This window comes from Streptomyces sp. NPDC051452 (genome assembly GCF_044454765.1).
Classification (GTDB): domain Bacteria; phylum Actinomycetota; class Actinomycetes; order Streptomycetales; family Streptomycetaceae; genus Streptomyces.
This window is the reverse complement of sequence record NZ_JBITEB010000022.1, coordinates 24,465-38,809: the sequence shown is the minus strand read 5'-3', so window position 1 is coordinate 38,809 and position 14,345 is coordinate 24,465. Positions and strand designations below refer to the sequence as shown.

Below are 14,345 nucleotides of genomic sequence, written 5' to 3'. Positions count from 1 at the left end.
TCGGCGGACTCAGTGTGCGCTGCCGGCCCCGGCGTCAGGCGCGATGTGCTGTATGCCGATCCGCTTGCGGAACACCCAGTAGGTCCAGCCCTGGTAGAGCATGACGATCGGCGTGGCGACGGCCGCGCACCAGGTCATGATCTTCAGGGTGTACGGGCTCGACGAGGCGTTGGTGACCGTCAGGCTCCACTCCCCGTCGAGCGTGGAGGGCATGACGTTCGGGAAGAGCGACAGGAAGATCATCGCCACGGTTGCCACGATGGTGATCCCCGACAGCGCGAACGACCATCCCTCGCGGCCGAGTTGATTGGCGATGAGGGCGATCACCAGGGCACCGACCGCCACGATCAGGGCCACCATGCTCTTGCCGTCACCACTGTGGGCCTGTGTCCACAGCAAGAAGGCGAGCGCCACGACGGCAGCCACGACACCGACCCACCGGGCCAGTCTCCGTGCCCGGAGCCGGATGTCGCCGACGGTCTTGAGCGCGGTGAACACCGCCCCGTGGAAGGTGAACAGGGTGAGCGTCACCAGGCCGCCGAGCAGCGCGTAGGGGTTGAACAGGTCCCCGACGGTGCCGACGTACTCGAAGTGCCGGTCGATCTTCACGCCCCACGCGATGTTGCCGAAGGCCACGCCCCACAGGAACGCCGGGAGCAGCGAGGTCCAGAAGATCGCCGTCTCCCAGTTGCGCTGCCAGTTCTCCTCTGGCCGCTTCGCCCGGTATTCGAAGGCGACGCCCCGGACGATCAGACAGACCAGGATCAGAAGCAGGGGCAGATAGAACCCGGAGAAGAGTGTGGCGTACCACTCCGGGAAGGCGGCGAAGGTCGCGCCTCCCGCCGTGAGCAGCCACACCTCGTTGCCGTCCCAGACGGGCCCGATGGTGTTGATCAGCACCCGGCGCTCCGGCCGGTCGCGGGCCAGCAGCTTGGTGAGGATGCCGACCCCGAAGTCGAACCCCTCCAGGAAGAAGTAGCCGGTCCACAGGACGGCGATCAGGACGAACCAGACGTCGTGAAGTTCCATGACTGTTCCCTCGGCCTAGTACGAGAAGGCCATCGGCTTGTCGGCGTCACGGGTGTCGCCGCCGATCTTCGTGGGCGGGTTGAGGTCGGCTTCCGTCAGCTCGGGCGGACCGGCCTTGACGTACTTGGCGAGCAGCTTGACCTCGACGACGGCCAGGACCGCGTACAGCGCCGTGAAGACGAACATCGAGGTGAGGACCTCGCCCTGCGAGACGCCGGGGGAGACCGCGTGCCGGGTCTGCAGGACGCCGTAGACCACCCAGGGCTGGCGGCCCATCTCCGTGAAGATCCATCCCCAGGAGTTGGCGATCAGCGGGAAGGCCAGGGTCCACACCGCGATACGCCAGTACCAGTGGGTGAGCTTCGGGCTGAGCGCCTTGTTCTTGAACAGCACCAGGTGCGGCACCTCGTCGTCACCGACCCTCAGGTGCCCGGGCAGCAGGAACTTCTTGCGGGTCAGCCAGAGCCCGGCCAGGCCGATCGCGAAGGAGGCCATGCCGAACCCGATCATCCAGCGGAATCCCCAGAAGGCGACGGGGATGTTGGGCCGGTAGTCGCCCGGTCCGAACTTCTGCTGCTCCGCCTTGTTGACGTCGTTGATGCCGGGGACGTACGAGGTGAAGTTGTCGTCGGCCAGGAAGGACAGCAGGCCCGGGATCTCGATGGCGACGGAGTTGTGGCCCTTCTCCACGTCGCCATAGGCGAAGATCGAGAACGGGGCCGGCTTCTGGCCGTCCCACAGCGCCTCGGCGGCGGCCATCTTCATCGGCTGCTGCTTGAACATGACCTTGCCGAGGGTGTCGCCGCTGACCGCCGTGAGCATGCCGGCGATGACCACGGTGATCAAGCCGAGCCGCAGCGAGGTCTTCATCTCGCGTATGTGCTTCTTGCGGGTCAGGTGGTAGGCGGAGATGCCCACCATGAAGGCGCCACCGGTCAGGAAGGCCGCCGAGAGGGTGTGGAAGGCCTGGCTGAGCGCGGTGTTCTGGGTCAGCACCGCCCAGAAGTCGGTCAGCTCGGCGCGCCCCTTCACCTTGTCGATCTTGTAGCCGACGGGGTGCTGCATCCAGGAGTTGGCCGCGAGGATGAAGTAGGCCGACAGGATCGTGCCGATCGAGACCATCCAGATGCAGGCCAGGTGGATCCTCTTGGGCAACTTGTCCCAGCCGAAGATCCACAGGCCGATGAAGGTCGACTCGAAGAAGAACGCGATCAGGGCCTCGAAGGCGAGTGGGGCGCCGAAGATGTCCCCGACGAAGCGCGAGTAGTCGGACCAGTTCATGCCGAACTGGAACTCCTGCACGATGCCGGTGACCACGCCCATCGCGATGTTGATCAGGAAGAGCTTCCCCCAGAACTTCGTCGCCCTGAGGTACTTCTCCTTCTCCGTGCGCACCCAGGCCGTCTGTAGCCCGGCCGTGAGGGCGGCCAGGGAGATCGTCAGCGGGACGAACAGGAAGTGGTAGACGGTGGTGATGCCGAACTGCCAGCGCGCCAGCGTTTCCGGCGCCAGAGCCAGGTCCACGTCGTCACTCTCCTTACTACGCCGTGATGAAGCGGCGGTTTGCCCCTTTTGCCGCACGCATACAGGAGCAATCGGGACGCGCTTGTGAACGCGTTCACATTCACAAGCCATTATGACGCACTGATTTTCCACAATCGAGGGGGGGTCCCTCCTCTGCCCCGACGTCGACCCCTTGGCAGCGACTTCAACATCTTGTTGAATTGCGCGCCATGCAGATACGCGTTTCCTGGCCCGCGGGCAACATCACCGCGACGCTCGTCGGGCACACCCCGACCGCACAGGCCCTCGCCAAGGCACTGCCGCTGACCTCCACCGCGTACACATGGGGCGAGGAGGTGTATTTCGATACAGGAGTCTCCGTTTCACGTGAAACGGACGCCCGGGAGGTCGTGGAGCCGGGCACGGTGGCCTTCTGGACGGACGGCGACGCGCTCGCCCTCCCCTACGGCCCCACGCCGATCTCGCGAGGCGGCGAATGCCGCCTCGCGAGCCCGTGCAATGTCCTCGGCACGCTGGACGCGGACGCCCGTGCGCTGGCGACCGTCCGGCACGGTGACCCCGTGCGGGTGGAACTGATCGACGAGGACTGATCGACGGCCGGAGCGCCGCCGGAGCGGCTAGAGCTCCCTGCGGAAGCCCTCCGCCGCCTTCAGGAAGATGTCGTTCGCCTCGGTCTCCCCGACCGTCACCCGCACACCCTCGCCCGGGAACGGCCGGACCACCACACCATGCTGCTCACAGGCCTGCGCGAACGCGGCCGTCCGGTCCCCCAGCCGCAGCCACACGAAGTTGGCCTGCGTCTCCGGCACCGTCCAGCCCTGGGCGCGCAGCGCGTCGACCACGCGCGTGCGCTCACAGACCAGCGACCCGACCCGGCCCAGCAGTTCGTCCTCCGCGCGTAGCGAGGCGACCGCAGCCTCCTGCGCGAGCTGGCTCACCCCGAACGGGACCGCCGTCTTATGCAGGGCCGCGGCCACCGGCTCATGGGCGATCGCGAAACCGACGCGCAGCCCTGCCAGGCCGTACGCCTTGGAGAAGGTCCGCAGCACACAGACGTTGGGGCGCTCCCGGTACAGCTCGACACCGTCGGGCACCTCGGGGTCCCGGATGAACTCGCGGTAGGCCTCGTCCAGTACCACCAGCACATCGCGCGGCACCCGGTCGAGGAATCGTTCCAGCTCGGCCCGCCGCACCACCGTTCCGGTCGGGTTGTTGGGATTGCAGACGAAGATCAGTCGGGTGCGGTCGGTGATCGCCTCCGCCATCGCGTCCAGGTCGTGCACATCGCCCGGTGTGAGCGGGACCTGCACCGGCCGGGCACCGCTGATCCGCGTGATGATCGGGTACGCCTCGAAGGACCGCCAGGCGTACATCACCTCGTCACCGGGGCCGCTGGTGGCCTGGATCAGCTGCTGGGCGACCCCGACCGAGCCGGTGCCGGTGGCCAGATGCGCGAGCGGAACACCGAACCGCTCCGACAGCTCCGCCATCAGCCCGCTGCAAGCCATGTCCGGGTAGCGGTTGAAGTCGTGGGCCGCCGAGGTCACGCTCTCCAACACCCCCGGCAGAGGCGGGTACGGGTTCTCGTTGGAGGACAGCTTGTAGGCGACCGGGCCGCCGGCCGTGGCGGGCCTGCCCGGCTTATAGGTGGGGATACCCTCCAGCTCGGCGCGCAGCTTGGGGCTCGTCTCGCTCACGCAGTCCTCCTCACAGGCACCGGCGGACCGTCGACGCCGCCGGCTTCCAATACTCCTCACCTTATGAGGATTCGGCGCCGCTGCGTACAGGTGCGTGACAGCGAGAGGTGAAGCCCGTCGGATCCGACCGGCATCAGGGGCATCACCGTACGAAGGCGTACGTTTCAGGGGGCGCGCCGTACATATATCTACGCGCCGGTAGCTCGCGCCCTGGCGCGCATCCCTCGTGAAGGTGAGTTGAGACCTCTTCGAGACATCGAGGAGTTGGCAGGTCCATCCGCGTCAACAAGTCACGTCTTGGCATAGGATTCATCAAGTACCTTGGTTTCAAAGGCAGTTGGGGCTGTACGACCATGCAGAAACGTGCCTGTCAACGCGTGCATATGCGTCCGCACTACCCCACCGCATGAGCCCTACTATCGGCTCGCCATGACAGCAGCAGGGAAGCACCAGGTGAGCCGCGCGGAAACCTCACGGCGAGGCAGCCGGCCGGGCCGGGCGGGCATCAGAGACGTGGCCGCCGCCGCCGGCGTCTCCATCACGACCGTCTCCGACGCCCTCAACGGCAAGGGCCGACTCCCGGATGCCACCCGGCGCCATGTCCGCGAGGTCGCCGACCGGCTGGGGTACCGCCCCTCTGCCGCCGCCCGCACCCTCCGTACCGGCAAGTCGGGACTGATCGGCCTGACCGTGACGACGTACGGGGATGAACCTTTCACCTTCACGGAGTTCGCGTACTTCGCCGAGATGGCCCGGGCCGCCACCTCCGCCGCGCTCGCCCGCGGCTACGCCCTCGTCATCCTGCCCGCGACCTCACGCCACGACGTGTGGTCCAACGTCGCTCTGGACGGCACGGTCGTCATCGACCCCTCCGACCAGGACCCGGTCGTCAGCGAGCTCGTCCGGCAGGGCCTGCCGGTCGTCTCCGACGGCCGCCCGGCCGGTTCGCTCCCGGTCACCGCCTGGGTCGACAACGACCACGAGGCCGCCGTACTGGACATCCTCGACCACCTCGCCGACGCCGGCGCCCGCCGCATCGGCCTGCTCACCGGCACCTCGACGGACACCTACACCCATCTGTCGACCACCGCCTATCTGCGCTGGTGCGAGCGCGTCGGCCAGGATCCCGTCTACGAGGCCTACCCGGCACACGACCCGCGCGCGGGCGCCGTCGCCGCCGACCGCCTGCTCGCCCGCCCCGACCGGCCCGACGCCGTCTACGGCCTGTTCGACCCCAACGGCACCGACCTGCTCGCCGCCGCCCGCCGCTACGGCCTGCGGGTCCCCGACGACCTGCTGCTGGTGTGCTGCAGCGAGTCCATGGTCTACGCCAACACCGAGCCGCCCGTCACCACGCTCTCCCTCAAGCCCCGCCGCATCGGCACCGCCGTCGTCCAACTGCTCATCGACGCCATCGAGGGCGTCGAGACGGACCGGCCGGTGGAGCAGGTGATACCGACCGAGATGATCGTGCGCGCCTCCTCACAGCGTCGTCCCCCGCGCACGACGGTCAGTCCGCCGCGGACACCGGACGACACATAGCGACCGCGGGCCGTGATCGTGGGCCCGCCGCCCGGTGCGGGCCAGCCGAACACCGGCCAAAGGGGGCGAAAGCCGCGGTGAACTGGAGTCTTGTTCCGATTCAGCACCCCTGGGTCATCACACGGCGCTACGCGCATTCCTATGATGGGCGCACGACACCGTGGACCGCTGCGACCAGGCAGTCCGAAGCGGTGCAGATGCGGCGCGATGGTGGAGGGGTCTGATGACTCAGGGGGCCGGTCAGGGACCCGAGGTGGAGCGGACGGCGACGCTACGCGACTTCCGGGTGCCCGCGTACGTCCATGAAACCGGTCCGTTCGCCGGAAGCGTCCACCCGGGAGACACCCTCCCGCCGGTCGACGAGGCGTATCCCGAGGGATACACGCCCACCCAGCGCGACCTGCCGGTCATCAACCGCGGCGACACCGTCCAGGTGCCCGCGGACCCCGCCCCCGCCGCGGCCGCACCGCAGCCGACGGCAGGGCCCGGACCGCTGTTCGTCGTCGGTGACGTCCACGGATACCTCGACGAACTGATGTCCGCCCTCCGGGGTCAGGGACTGATCGACACCGAGGGCCAGTGGTGCGCCGGCACCGCCCGGCTGTGGTTCCTCGGCGACTTCACCGACCGCGGGCCGGACGGCATCGGCGTCATCGACCTGGTGATGCGGCTGTCCGCCGAGGCGGCCGCGGCCGGCGGCTACTGCAAGGCACTCCTGGGCAACCACGAACTGCTGCTGCTGGGCGCCAAGCGGTTCGCCGACACCCCCGTCAACTCCGGCGCGGGAACGGCCACCTTCCAGGCCGCCTGGCTGCTCAACGGCGGCCAGAAGACCGACATGGACCGTCTCCAGGACCACCACCTGCAGTGGATGGCCCGACTCGACGCGGTGGAGGAGGTCGACGGCTATCTGCTCCTCCACTCCGACACCACCGCCTATCTCGACTACGGCGACTCGATCGAGGCGGTCAACGACACCGTCCGCGAGACCCTCACCCGTAATGACGCGGACGAGTGCTGGGACCTGTTCCGCAAGTTGACCAAACGCTTCTCCTTCCGCGACGAGGGCGGCGCCGACGCCGTCCGCTCCCTCCTCGATACGTACGGGGGCACCCGGGTGGTTCACGGCCACAGCCCCATTCCCTACCTCCTGGGCGACGTCGGGTCCGAGGACGACGACGAGGGCGGCGGCCCGGTCGTCGAAGGACCGCACGTCTACGCCGACGGGCTCGCCATCGCCATGGACGGCGGAGTGACCATGGCCGGAAAGCTGCTGGTCCAGCAACTTCCCCTGGGCGGCTGACGGTTCCTCGGGCCGGTGTCCGCCGGCGGAGTACGCGCGGACCGGAAGGGCAATTTCCGGCAACCCCCTGTCACCGTGGACCGCCACGGCTCTACCATCGGCTTATCCGTAGCAGGCTCCCCTCCGTTTCTGCCCGACGGCTCGCCGGCGTGCGAGCCCCAAGCCCTACGGAGCATCGGGGGATGCACATGAACAGCGTTCCGCAGCACCTGCAGAACGAGGACCGCCAGGAGTTCGAGCGGATCCTCGATGAGGCGCTGCGCTCCGCACCACACCGACCGGATCTGGCCGCCGTCGGACAGCGGCTCAACCCCGAACAACTGCGCACCATGGCACTCGACGCCACCGCCCTGATCACCGCGGCCGCGGCGGCCGAGTACCAGCACTACGTAAGGGTCCGCGACGAACTGCGCCACCCGGCGCTGTCCGGTGCCTCGCCCCCCGGCGACACCACCAGCGCGGGTCCCGAGCCGGCCGCGGCCGCGGCGGACCTCGCCGCCACGCTCGGCGAGGCCGCCGAGACCACCGGCGCGGGCGCCATCGCGGTCATCGCCGTCCTCGCACCCGTCTTGTCCGGAACCGCCTCGGCGCTCTTCCTGCTGGTCGGGTACATCCTCAGAGCGCTCGACCCCGGGCAGACCATCGCCCGGACCATGCTCACCGCCGGCTGGGTGTTCGGCGCGGTGACCGCTGCGGCGATCCTCATCGCGGGCGCCGGACTGCTGATCACCGCGCTGCGCAACGGCAACTCCGCGGAGGCCCGGGCACGGGACGCCGCACAGGAGGACCTGGAAAGGGCCAGAGCGGCCTGGCGGGACGCCCTCCTGGAGCGGGGCGTCCTGCCGTTCCTGCGAGAGGCCCTCGCCGAGCCCGGGTCGCCGCCCGTGCGCCGCACGACCCCGCCCGGGCCGAGCGGCCGCATGCCACGCCTCGGCTACGACCGCCCCGGCTTCAGCAGCCCCGACGACGGCGCCGCCCCCGGCCGCCCGAGATTCACCAGCCCCGACTACACGAGCCCGGACTTCGGCGGCCCCGAGCACCAGCCGGAGTGAGGGCACCCGCCCCCGTCGACTACCCGTCAGCGAGCGGCAGATACACCCGGTTGCCCGCGGCCGCGAACTCCTTCGACTTCTGAGCCATCCCCTCCTCGATCTCGGTCCGGCTGCCGCCGTGCTCCCGGCGGATGTCCTGCGAGATCTTCATGCTGCAGAACTTCGGGCCGCACATGGAGCAGAAGTGGGCCGTCTTGGCGGGCTCCGCCGGGAGGGTCTCGTCGTGGAACTCGCGTGCCGTGTCCGGGTCCAGAGCGAGGTTGAACTGGTCCTCCCACCGGAACTCGAAGCGGGCGTCGGACAGCGCGTCGTCCCACTCCTGGGCGCCCGGGTGGCCCTTGGCGAGGTCGGCCGCGTGCGCGGCGATCTTGTAGGTGATGACGCCCGTCTTGACGTCGTCCCGGTTCGGGAGGCCCAGGTGCTCCTTGGGCGTGACGTAGCAGAGCATCGCCGTGCCCCACCAGGCGATCATCGCCGCACCGATACCGGAGGTGATGTGGTCGTAGGCCGGTGCGACGTCGGTGGTCAGCGGGCCGAGCGTATAGAACGGAGCCTCATCGCAGATCTCCTGCTGAAGGTCGATGTTCTCCTTGATCTTGTGCATCGGGACGTGGCCCGGGCCCTCGATCATGGTCTGTACGTGAAAACGCTTGGCGATCCGGTTGAGTTCCCCGAGCGTGCGCAACTCCGCGAACTGCGCCTCGTCGTTGGCGTCCGCGATCGACCCCGGCCTGAGACCGTCGCCCAGCGAGTACGTGACGTCGTAGGCGGCGAGGATCTCGCACAGTTCCTCGAAGTTCTCGTACAGGAACGATTCCTTGTGGTGCGCCAGACACCACGCGGCCATGATCGAGCCGCCGCGCGAGACGATGCCCGTCTTGCGGTTGGCCGTCAGCGGTACGTAGGCGAGGCGCACGCCGGCGTGGACGGTCATGTAGTCCACGCCCTGCTCGGCCTGCTCGATGACGGTGTCCTTGTAGATCTCCCAGGTCAGCTCCTCGGCCCGGCCGTCGACCTTCTCCAGGGCCTGGTAGAGCGGCACCGTGCCGATGGGGACGGGGGAGTTGCGCAGCACCCACTCCCGGGTCGTGTGAATGTTGCGGCCGGTGGAGAGGTCCATGACCGTGTCGGCGCCCCAGCGGGTGGCCCAGGTCATCTTCTCGACCTCCTCCTCGATGGAGGAGGTCACCGCGGAGTTGCCGATGTTGGCGTTCACCTTCACCAGGAACCGCTTGCCGATGATCATCGGCTCGATCTCGGGATGGTTGACGTTGGCCGGCAGCACCGCACGACCTGCGGCGATCTCCTCACGGACCACTTCCGGCGCCACGTTCTCCCGGATGGCCACATACTCCATCTCCGGCGTGATCTCGCCCCTTAGCGCATAGGCGAGTTGGGTCACCGCCGTGCCGGCCCGGCCCCGGCGCGGCTGACGCGCGCGGCCGGGGAACACCGCGTCCAGGTTTCGCAGGCCGCCGCGCGGTGAGGTGTGCTTGATTCCGTCGTCCTCGGGACGGACGGGCCGGCCCGCGTACTCCTCGGTGTCGCCGCGAGTGATGATCCAGTTCTCCCGCAAGGGGGCCAAGCCCCTGCGGACATCGGTGTCCACGAGCGGATCGGTGTACGGGCCCGAGGTGTCGTACAACGTGACCGACTGCCCGTTGGTGAGGTGCACCTGACGGACCGGCACGCGCAGGTCGGGACGCGAGCCCTCGACATACGCCTTGTGCCAGCCGATGGACGTTCCGGCCTCCTCGGACTTTTCGTCCTGGACGGAGACAGGCGTGCGTGCGTCCTTGTTGGTCATGAGACCTACTCCCTACGCCGGCATTACCCGGTAACAGGTTCGGCGGTCGACGCAGCGGTGTCCGTCTGACGACGCTTCCCGCGGAACGTCGTTCGTTCCACGTGAAACATCGCGTGTACGGAGGTCAGCGCCCTCTCAGCCCGGTGCTCCGAGCTCCCGCGTGTGCAAAGGTGCCTCCACGCTAGCGTCATGTGTGGTGCGGTGAACAGTGGGCCCCGGCCCTTCTTGCGATGATCGGGTGGTGACCAGAATGGAGCAGTACCCCTACCAGCCACCCGAGCCGCGCCGCCGCGGCGCCTCGGGGCCGGCCGGTGCGTACGACGGTGAACGCGGTCACGCGGGCCACGGTTCCCCCGGCGACAACGGACAAGGGCATGGCTCCGGCGACGGCAGCACGCACGAGCACGGTTCCGGCGACGGCAGCAGGCAGGAGCTTGGCTCCGGCGGCGGCCAGAGGAGTGGGCACTCACACGGCCACAGTCACAGCCATGGGCCCGCCGCGCCCGTCTCCAAGCATCTGCGCAAGGTCATCGCCGCGATCCTGGTGCCGTTCACCGCGGCGGTCCTGGTCGGTCTGGTGGTGCTCTGGCCCGGGGGAGCGCCGTCCCACAAGCGCACGGGCGTCGGTTTCGACCGCCAGACCCAGCAGGCGACGGTCACCAAAGTCGTCGAGGTGAGCTGCAAGTCGGTGAACGCCTCCGGCGGGACGACCACCGGTGACCCCACCGCCGTTCAGGGCGATCCGGCGGCACGGAAAGCGGGCGGCACCTGCAAGAGGGCGACCGTCCGGGTCGACACCGGCAAGGACAAGGGCCGTACGTTCACCGAGATCGTGCAGCCCGACCAGCCGCGGCAGTTGCACCAGGGCGAGCAGGTCGTGGTCGCCTACGAGCCCTCGGCGCCACGGGAGTTGCAGTATTCGGTGACCGATGTGAACCGGAAGTTCCCCATGGCGCTGCTCGCGGGGATCTTCGCGGTCGCGGTCGTCGTGGTCGGGCGGCTGCGGGGACTGATGGCGTTGATCGCGCTGGCCGTGAGCTTTCTGGTGCTGACCCTGTTCATCCTGCCCGCGATCCTTCAGGGGGCGAATCCGCTGCTGGTGGCCGTCGTCGGGGCGAGTGCGATCATGCTCATCGCGCTCTACATGTGCCACGGGCTGTCGGCCCGCACCTCGGTCGCGGTGCTCGGCACACTGGCCTCCCTCCTACTGATCGGCTTCCTCGGCTCGGAGTTCATCGACTGGGCCGCCCTCACCGGAAACACGGACGACAACACCGGCCTGATCCATGGCCTGTATCCATCGATCGACATGAGCGGCCTGCTGCTGGCCGGCGTCATCATCGGTTCCCTCGGCGTCCTAGACGATGTGACGGTGACGCAGACGTCGGCCGTCTGGGAGTTGCACGAGGCCAATCCCTCGATGGGCTGGCGCGGGCTGTACCGGGCGGGCATCCGCATCGGCCGTGACCACATCGCGTCCGTCGTCAACACGCTCGTGCTCGCCTACGCCGGTGCCGCGCTGCCGTTGCTGCTGCTGTTCTCCATCGCACAGAGCAGCGTGGGGGCCGTGGCCAACAGTGAACTGGTCGCCGAGGAGATCGTGCGGACGCTGGTGGGATCGATCGGCCTGGTGGCCTCGGTCCCGCTCACCACCGCGCTCGCCGCGTTGGTGGTGTCGGCCGACCGGCCCGGCACAGGCAGGCCGGGGGCCGGCGCGGCACAGCCCCTTCCGGCTCGTACCGGCAGAGGCCACCGCCGTAAGCGGTGACCCCCGGCGGGGCCCGTCGTCAGCTCGGGCGCGAACTCGGGTTCGGGTACAGGCGCCGGGCCTGGCTCCGGGCCGGCTCCGGCTCTAGGACGCGCCTCGCCGCCCGCATGGGCCCTTCCGGTGCAGAAGCGTTCCTGCACGCGGTTCGACGTACGGGCCGGAGTACTCGGCGCTCCAGCTCGCGACGCTTCAGCCGGCGCTCTGCTCCTCGGCCAGGATGCGGTCCAGGGCCTCGTCGAGATGAGCGTCGAAGTCGGCCAGCGCACCCTCCTGACCGAGCGGCACGAGCTTGTCCGTCCGGTCGAGGAAGGCCACGAGCGGTGGTGTGGACGAGCGGAACAGGGCCTGGTCGCATCCGACCTGAAGCCGGATCAGCACCTCGCCCAGCACCTCCGTATCGGCGGGCGCGATACGCACGTCCCCCTCCCCGCACGGCCGGCCGACTCCGTCGATCAGGAGCTCCCGTCCGAAGGCCCAGGTCACCGGGGCATCGCCGGGCAGGTGGAAGGTGAGGCGCACCGCATAGGGATCCCGGGTCTCATAGCGCAACTCCACCGGAATGCGGAAGGAGAGCTCCTCCGAGACGAGAAAGCTCATCATGACCTCTGCCTGTACGGACTCGCGCATCGCCTACCCCGTCATATGACATTGACTGGCCGGGATTCATCCCTCGACCGTGGTCAAATCTTGCTTAAAGTACACGACAGATCACAAGGAGTAGGTTTTCAGATACTGATAGAGAGGCTCAAGGACCCCAAGTGGCGCCCGATCTCCGTCTGTAGCCGGTGCGCCGTGGGGAGCAGCCGATCGGCGTGACGGACCGGCACGGAGATGGCAATCGCGGCCGCGGTGGTGCCGGCGGTGATCGGAACGGCCGCGCAGACCGTGCCCAGCGCGTACTCCTGCCGCTCCACCACCGTCTGCATGGGACGCGTCCGGGTCAGGCGACGCAGCAGGGCGCCGCCGTCTCGCACGGTGTAGGGCGTGAGGGCCTGCACGGGATGGCGGACGAGATGGTCGCGCCTGGCGTCCTCGTCCAACTGTGCGAGCAGGCACTGCCCGATCGCGTGCGCGTGACCGGTCTCGCGGAAGACGGCCCACTCCTCGACCGCGGGGGCCTCCGGGGATTCCGAGACACACACGACCTCGATCTCGCCCTCCCGGTAAAGCGCGTAGTACACCGGCACACCGAGCGAATCACGCCAGTGCGCGAGGGTGTCCGCCACCACGCTGCGACGTTTCTGCTGTGCCCCGCTGCTGCTCAGCCGCTCCACCGCGGCGCCGAGGAAGAACAGCCCCTTCTCGCGGCGTAGATAGCCCTCGTGCACCAGGGTGCGCAGCAGGTGGTACGTCGTGGGCAGGGCGAGGCCGGTCTGGCGGGCGAGGAGTTTGGCGGGGGCACCGTAAGGGTGCTCGGCGACGCTCTCCAGCAGCCGCATGGCGCGCTGCACGGACCCGATGAGTGTCGCGGCGCCGGACGGGCCGGAGGGGTGCGCGGGGACCGACGGCCCGGAAGGGCGCGCGGTGGCCGGGCGCTCCGCGCGGCTCGCCGGGGGTGAGTGTTCCAAGTGGTCCGCCGCTCGCGGCTGCCCGGGGACCATCGCGGCGGGCGCGCGCTGGGCGGGTGGGCAGGAACGCGGTGGGGTAGGGGGTGCGGTGGGGGGTGCGTGAGGTTCTGCCGGTGCGGTGTCAACCGTGGCCAAGGGTCACTCCCGAAGCGCGAGGGGGCAGCCCGTGCGGAGAAGAGCACGGAAGGGGCGTCTGCGCCGCCACGGGGCAGACCCCCGTGGGGAGTTCCGGACTCTAATCGTCAGCCACCGCGCGCCGACGGTCTCGCGGGGAAACTTCCCTCCCCCGAGGGAACCGGTCCCGTCACCGGTGACCGGTCACATCCCCCACCTTCTCACCAGTCGCTGCGCGACGATGAGTTCGACATGAACTTGCGTACCAGGTAGATCACTCCACCGACCAGGGCGACGAAGATCAGCAGCTTGAACAGCAGCTTGATCACGATGCCGAGCACAGCCACTATCAGGCCGCCGAACACGACCAAGGCGATGACCGGCACCGCGACCCACTTCACCCACCACGGCAGCCCCGCGAAGATCTCTCGCATCGCCCTCGTCCTTTGCGTTCTCGTGCGTTGTCGATGTTGCACTCGATGCTAGGGCCGCCGAGGGCACTCGCGGGGCCTCCGTGCCCCTTGCCGTCCCCTGAGCTGTCCCCTAGGGAATGCGAGGGCCGGGATCACGCCTCGGGCGGAGAGAAGACGACGAGAACCCTCAGGTCCTCGCTGATGTGGTGGAACTTGTGGGTCACCTCGGCGGGCACGTACACGACGCTGCCCCGCGAGACCTCGGTCGTCTCCAGCCCCACGGTGATCGACGCCCGGCCGCTGACGACGAAGTACACCTCGTCCTGACGGTGCGGGTTCTGCGGGTCGGGTTCGCCCGCGTCTAGGGCGTATAGCCCGACCGACATGTTCCGCTCCCGCAGGAATTGCAGATAGGCCCCGTCGTTCGCGGCGCGCTCCGCCTCCAGTTCGTCCAGCCGGAATGCCTTCATCGCCGCTGCCACCCTCGCCTCACTGCGCACTTCCGATCAGGTCTCTGCCACGATCAGA

Annotated in this window: 13 protein-coding genes and 1 riboswitch; of the genes, 5 read left to right on the top strand and 8 right to left on the bottom strand. The window is 68.7% G+C overall.

What is annotated here, in order from left to right; genetic code table 11:
• Positions 1-9 precede the first annotated feature (9 nt).
• Both cydB and ACIBA9_RS34715 read right to left on the bottom strand, forming a co-directional pair.
• The gene (gene cydB / locus ACIBA9_RS34720) at positions 10-1,029 is read right to left on the bottom strand and encodes a cytochrome d ubiquinol oxidase subunit II (protein ID WP_399369317.1); all 1,020 of its coding nucleotides are present in this window, start codon (positions 1,027-1,029) and stop codon (positions 10-12) included.
• A gap of 15 nt (positions 1,030-1,044) precedes the next feature.
• Complete coding sequence (locus ACIBA9_RS34715; RefSeq protein WP_399369315.1) at positions 1,045-2,553, bottom strand: cytochrome ubiquinol oxidase subunit I; 1,509 nt, start codon at positions 2,551-2,553, stop codon at positions 1,045-1,047.
• 209 nt (positions 2,554-2,762) lie between these two features.
• Here ACIBA9_RS34715 and ACIBA9_RS34710 point away from each other — a divergent pair, with 209 nt between their 5' ends.
• On the top strand, positions 2,763-3,143 hold the full coding sequence (locus ACIBA9_RS34710) for a cyclophilin-like fold protein (RefSeq protein ID WP_362149792.1): 381 nt from the start codon (positions 2,763-2,765) through the stop codon (positions 3,141-3,143).
• A gap of 27 nt (positions 3,144-3,170) precedes the next feature.
• On the opposite strand, the gene hisC is transcribed toward ACIBA9_RS34710, so the two are convergent.
• Entirely contained in the window at positions 3,171-4,250 is a 1,080-nt protein-coding gene (gene hisC / locus ACIBA9_RS34705) for a histidinol-phosphate transaminase (protein WP_399369313.1), read from the bottom strand.
• Positions 4,251-4,679: 429 nt separating this feature from the next.
• On the opposite strand from hisC, the gene ACIBA9_RS34700 reads away from it, so the two are divergent.
• The 3 genes from ACIBA9_RS34700 to ACIBA9_RS34690 all read left to right on the top strand — a co-directional run bounded on the left by ACIBA9_RS34700 (position 4,680) and on the right by ACIBA9_RS34690 (position 8,147).
• Complete coding sequence (locus tag ACIBA9_RS34700; RefSeq protein ID WP_399369311.1) at positions 4,680-5,792, top strand: LacI family DNA-binding transcriptional regulator; 1,113 nt, start codon at positions 4,680-4,682, stop codon at positions 5,790-5,792.
• Between the two features lie 223 nt (positions 5,793-6,015).
• Positions 6,016-7,095 (top strand): metallophosphoesterase, encoded by a 1,080-nt coding sequence (locus tag ACIBA9_RS34695; RefSeq protein ID WP_399369309.1) that lies wholly within the window; start codon positions 6,016-6,018, stop codon positions 7,093-7,095.
• A 182-nt stretch (positions 7,096-7,277) separates the two neighbouring features.
• Entirely contained in the window at positions 7,278-8,147 is an 870-nt protein-coding gene (locus tag ACIBA9_RS34690) for a hypothetical protein (protein WP_399369307.1), read from the top strand.
• Between the two features lie 19 nt (positions 8,148-8,166).
• Here ACIBA9_RS34690 and thiC read toward each other — a convergent pair whose 3' ends face one another.
• The gene (thiC, locus tag ACIBA9_RS34685) at positions 8,167-9,954 is read right to left on the bottom strand and encodes a phosphomethylpyrimidine synthase ThiC (RefSeq protein WP_399369305.1); all 1,788 of its coding nucleotides are present in this window, start codon (positions 9,952-9,954) and stop codon (positions 8,167-8,169) included.
• Positions 9,947-10,124: riboswitch (TPP riboswitch) on the bottom strand. (Overlaps the previous gene by 8 nt.)
• Positions 10,125-10,204: 80 nt before the next feature.
• Between thiC and ACIBA9_RS34680 the strand changes: the two genes are divergently transcribed.
• On the top strand, positions 10,205-11,722 hold the full coding sequence (locus tag ACIBA9_RS34680; RefSeq protein WP_399369442.1) for a YibE/F family protein: 1,518 nt from the start codon (positions 10,205-10,207) through the stop codon (positions 11,720-11,722).
• Between the two features lie 189 nt (positions 11,723-11,911).
• Here the strand turns inward: ACIBA9_RS34680 and ACIBA9_RS34675 are convergent, their stop codons facing one another.
• From ACIBA9_RS34675 to ACIBA9_RS34660, 4 genes are all read right to left on the bottom strand, one after another.
• A complete protein-coding gene (locus ACIBA9_RS34675) occupies positions 11,912-12,349 on the bottom strand; it encodes an SsgA family sporulation/cell division regulator (RefSeq protein ID WP_362149798.1) in 438 nt (145 codons plus the stop codon).
• Positions 12,350-12,447: 98 nt separating this feature from the next.
• Positions 12,448-13,173, bottom strand: coding sequence for an IclR family transcriptional regulator (locus ACIBA9_RS34670; protein ID WP_399369303.1), 726 nt, complete (start codon positions 13,171-13,173; stop codon positions 12,448-12,450).
• A 452-nt stretch (positions 13,174-13,625) separates the two neighbouring features.
• Positions 13,626-13,838 carry a DUF5326 family protein gene (locus ACIBA9_RS34665; RefSeq protein WP_362149799.1) on the bottom strand — a complete coding sequence of 71 codons (213 nt, stop codon included), beginning with the start codon at positions 13,836-13,838 and terminating at the stop codon, positions 13,626-13,628.
• 131 nt (positions 13,839-13,969) lie between these two features.
• On the bottom strand, positions 13,970-14,287 hold the full coding sequence (locus tag ACIBA9_RS34660) for a cupin domain-containing protein (protein ID WP_399369301.1): 318 nt from the start codon (positions 14,285-14,287) through the stop codon (positions 13,970-13,972).
• Between the last annotated feature and the right edge of the window lie 58 nt (positions 14,288-14,345).

Coding starts and splice junctions, on each gene's coding strand:
- cydB (WP_399369317.1), bottom strand. CDS start 1,029: ATGGAACTTCACGACGTCTGGTTCGTCCTGATCGCCGTCCTGTGGACC.
- ACIBA9_RS34710 (WP_362149792.1), top strand. CDS start 2,763: ATGCAGATACGCGTTTCCTGGCCCGCGGGCAACATCACCGCGACGCTC.
- ACIBA9_RS34700 (WP_399369311.1), top strand. CDS start 4,680: ATGACAGCAGCAGGGAAGCACCAGGTGAGCCGCGCGGAAACCTCACGG.
- ACIBA9_RS34695 (WP_399369309.1), top strand. CDS start 6,016: ATGACTCAGGGGGCCGGTCAGGGACCCGAGGTGGAGCGGACGGCGACG.
- ACIBA9_RS34690 (WP_399369307.1), top strand. CDS start 7,278: ATGCACATGAACAGCGTTCCGCAGCACCTGCAGAACGAGGACCGCCAG.
- thiC (WP_399369305.1), bottom strand. CDS start 9,954: ATGACCAACAAGGACGCACGCACGCCTGTCTCCGTCCAGGACGAAAAG.
- ACIBA9_RS34680 (WP_399369442.1), top strand. CDS start 10,205: ATGGAGCAGTACCCCTACCAGCCACCCGAGCCGCGCCGCCGCGGCGCC.
- ACIBA9_RS34675 (WP_362149798.1), bottom strand. CDS start 12,349: ATGCGCGAGTCCGTACAGGCAGAGGTCATGATGAGCTTTCTCGTCTCG.
- ACIBA9_RS34665 (WP_362149799.1), bottom strand. CDS start 13,838: ATGCGAGAGATCTTCGCGGGGCTGCCGTGGTGGGTGAAGTGGGTCGCG.
- ACIBA9_RS34660 (WP_399369301.1), bottom strand. CDS start 14,287: ATGAAGGCATTCCGGCTGGACGAACTGGAGGCGGAGCGCGCCGCGAAC.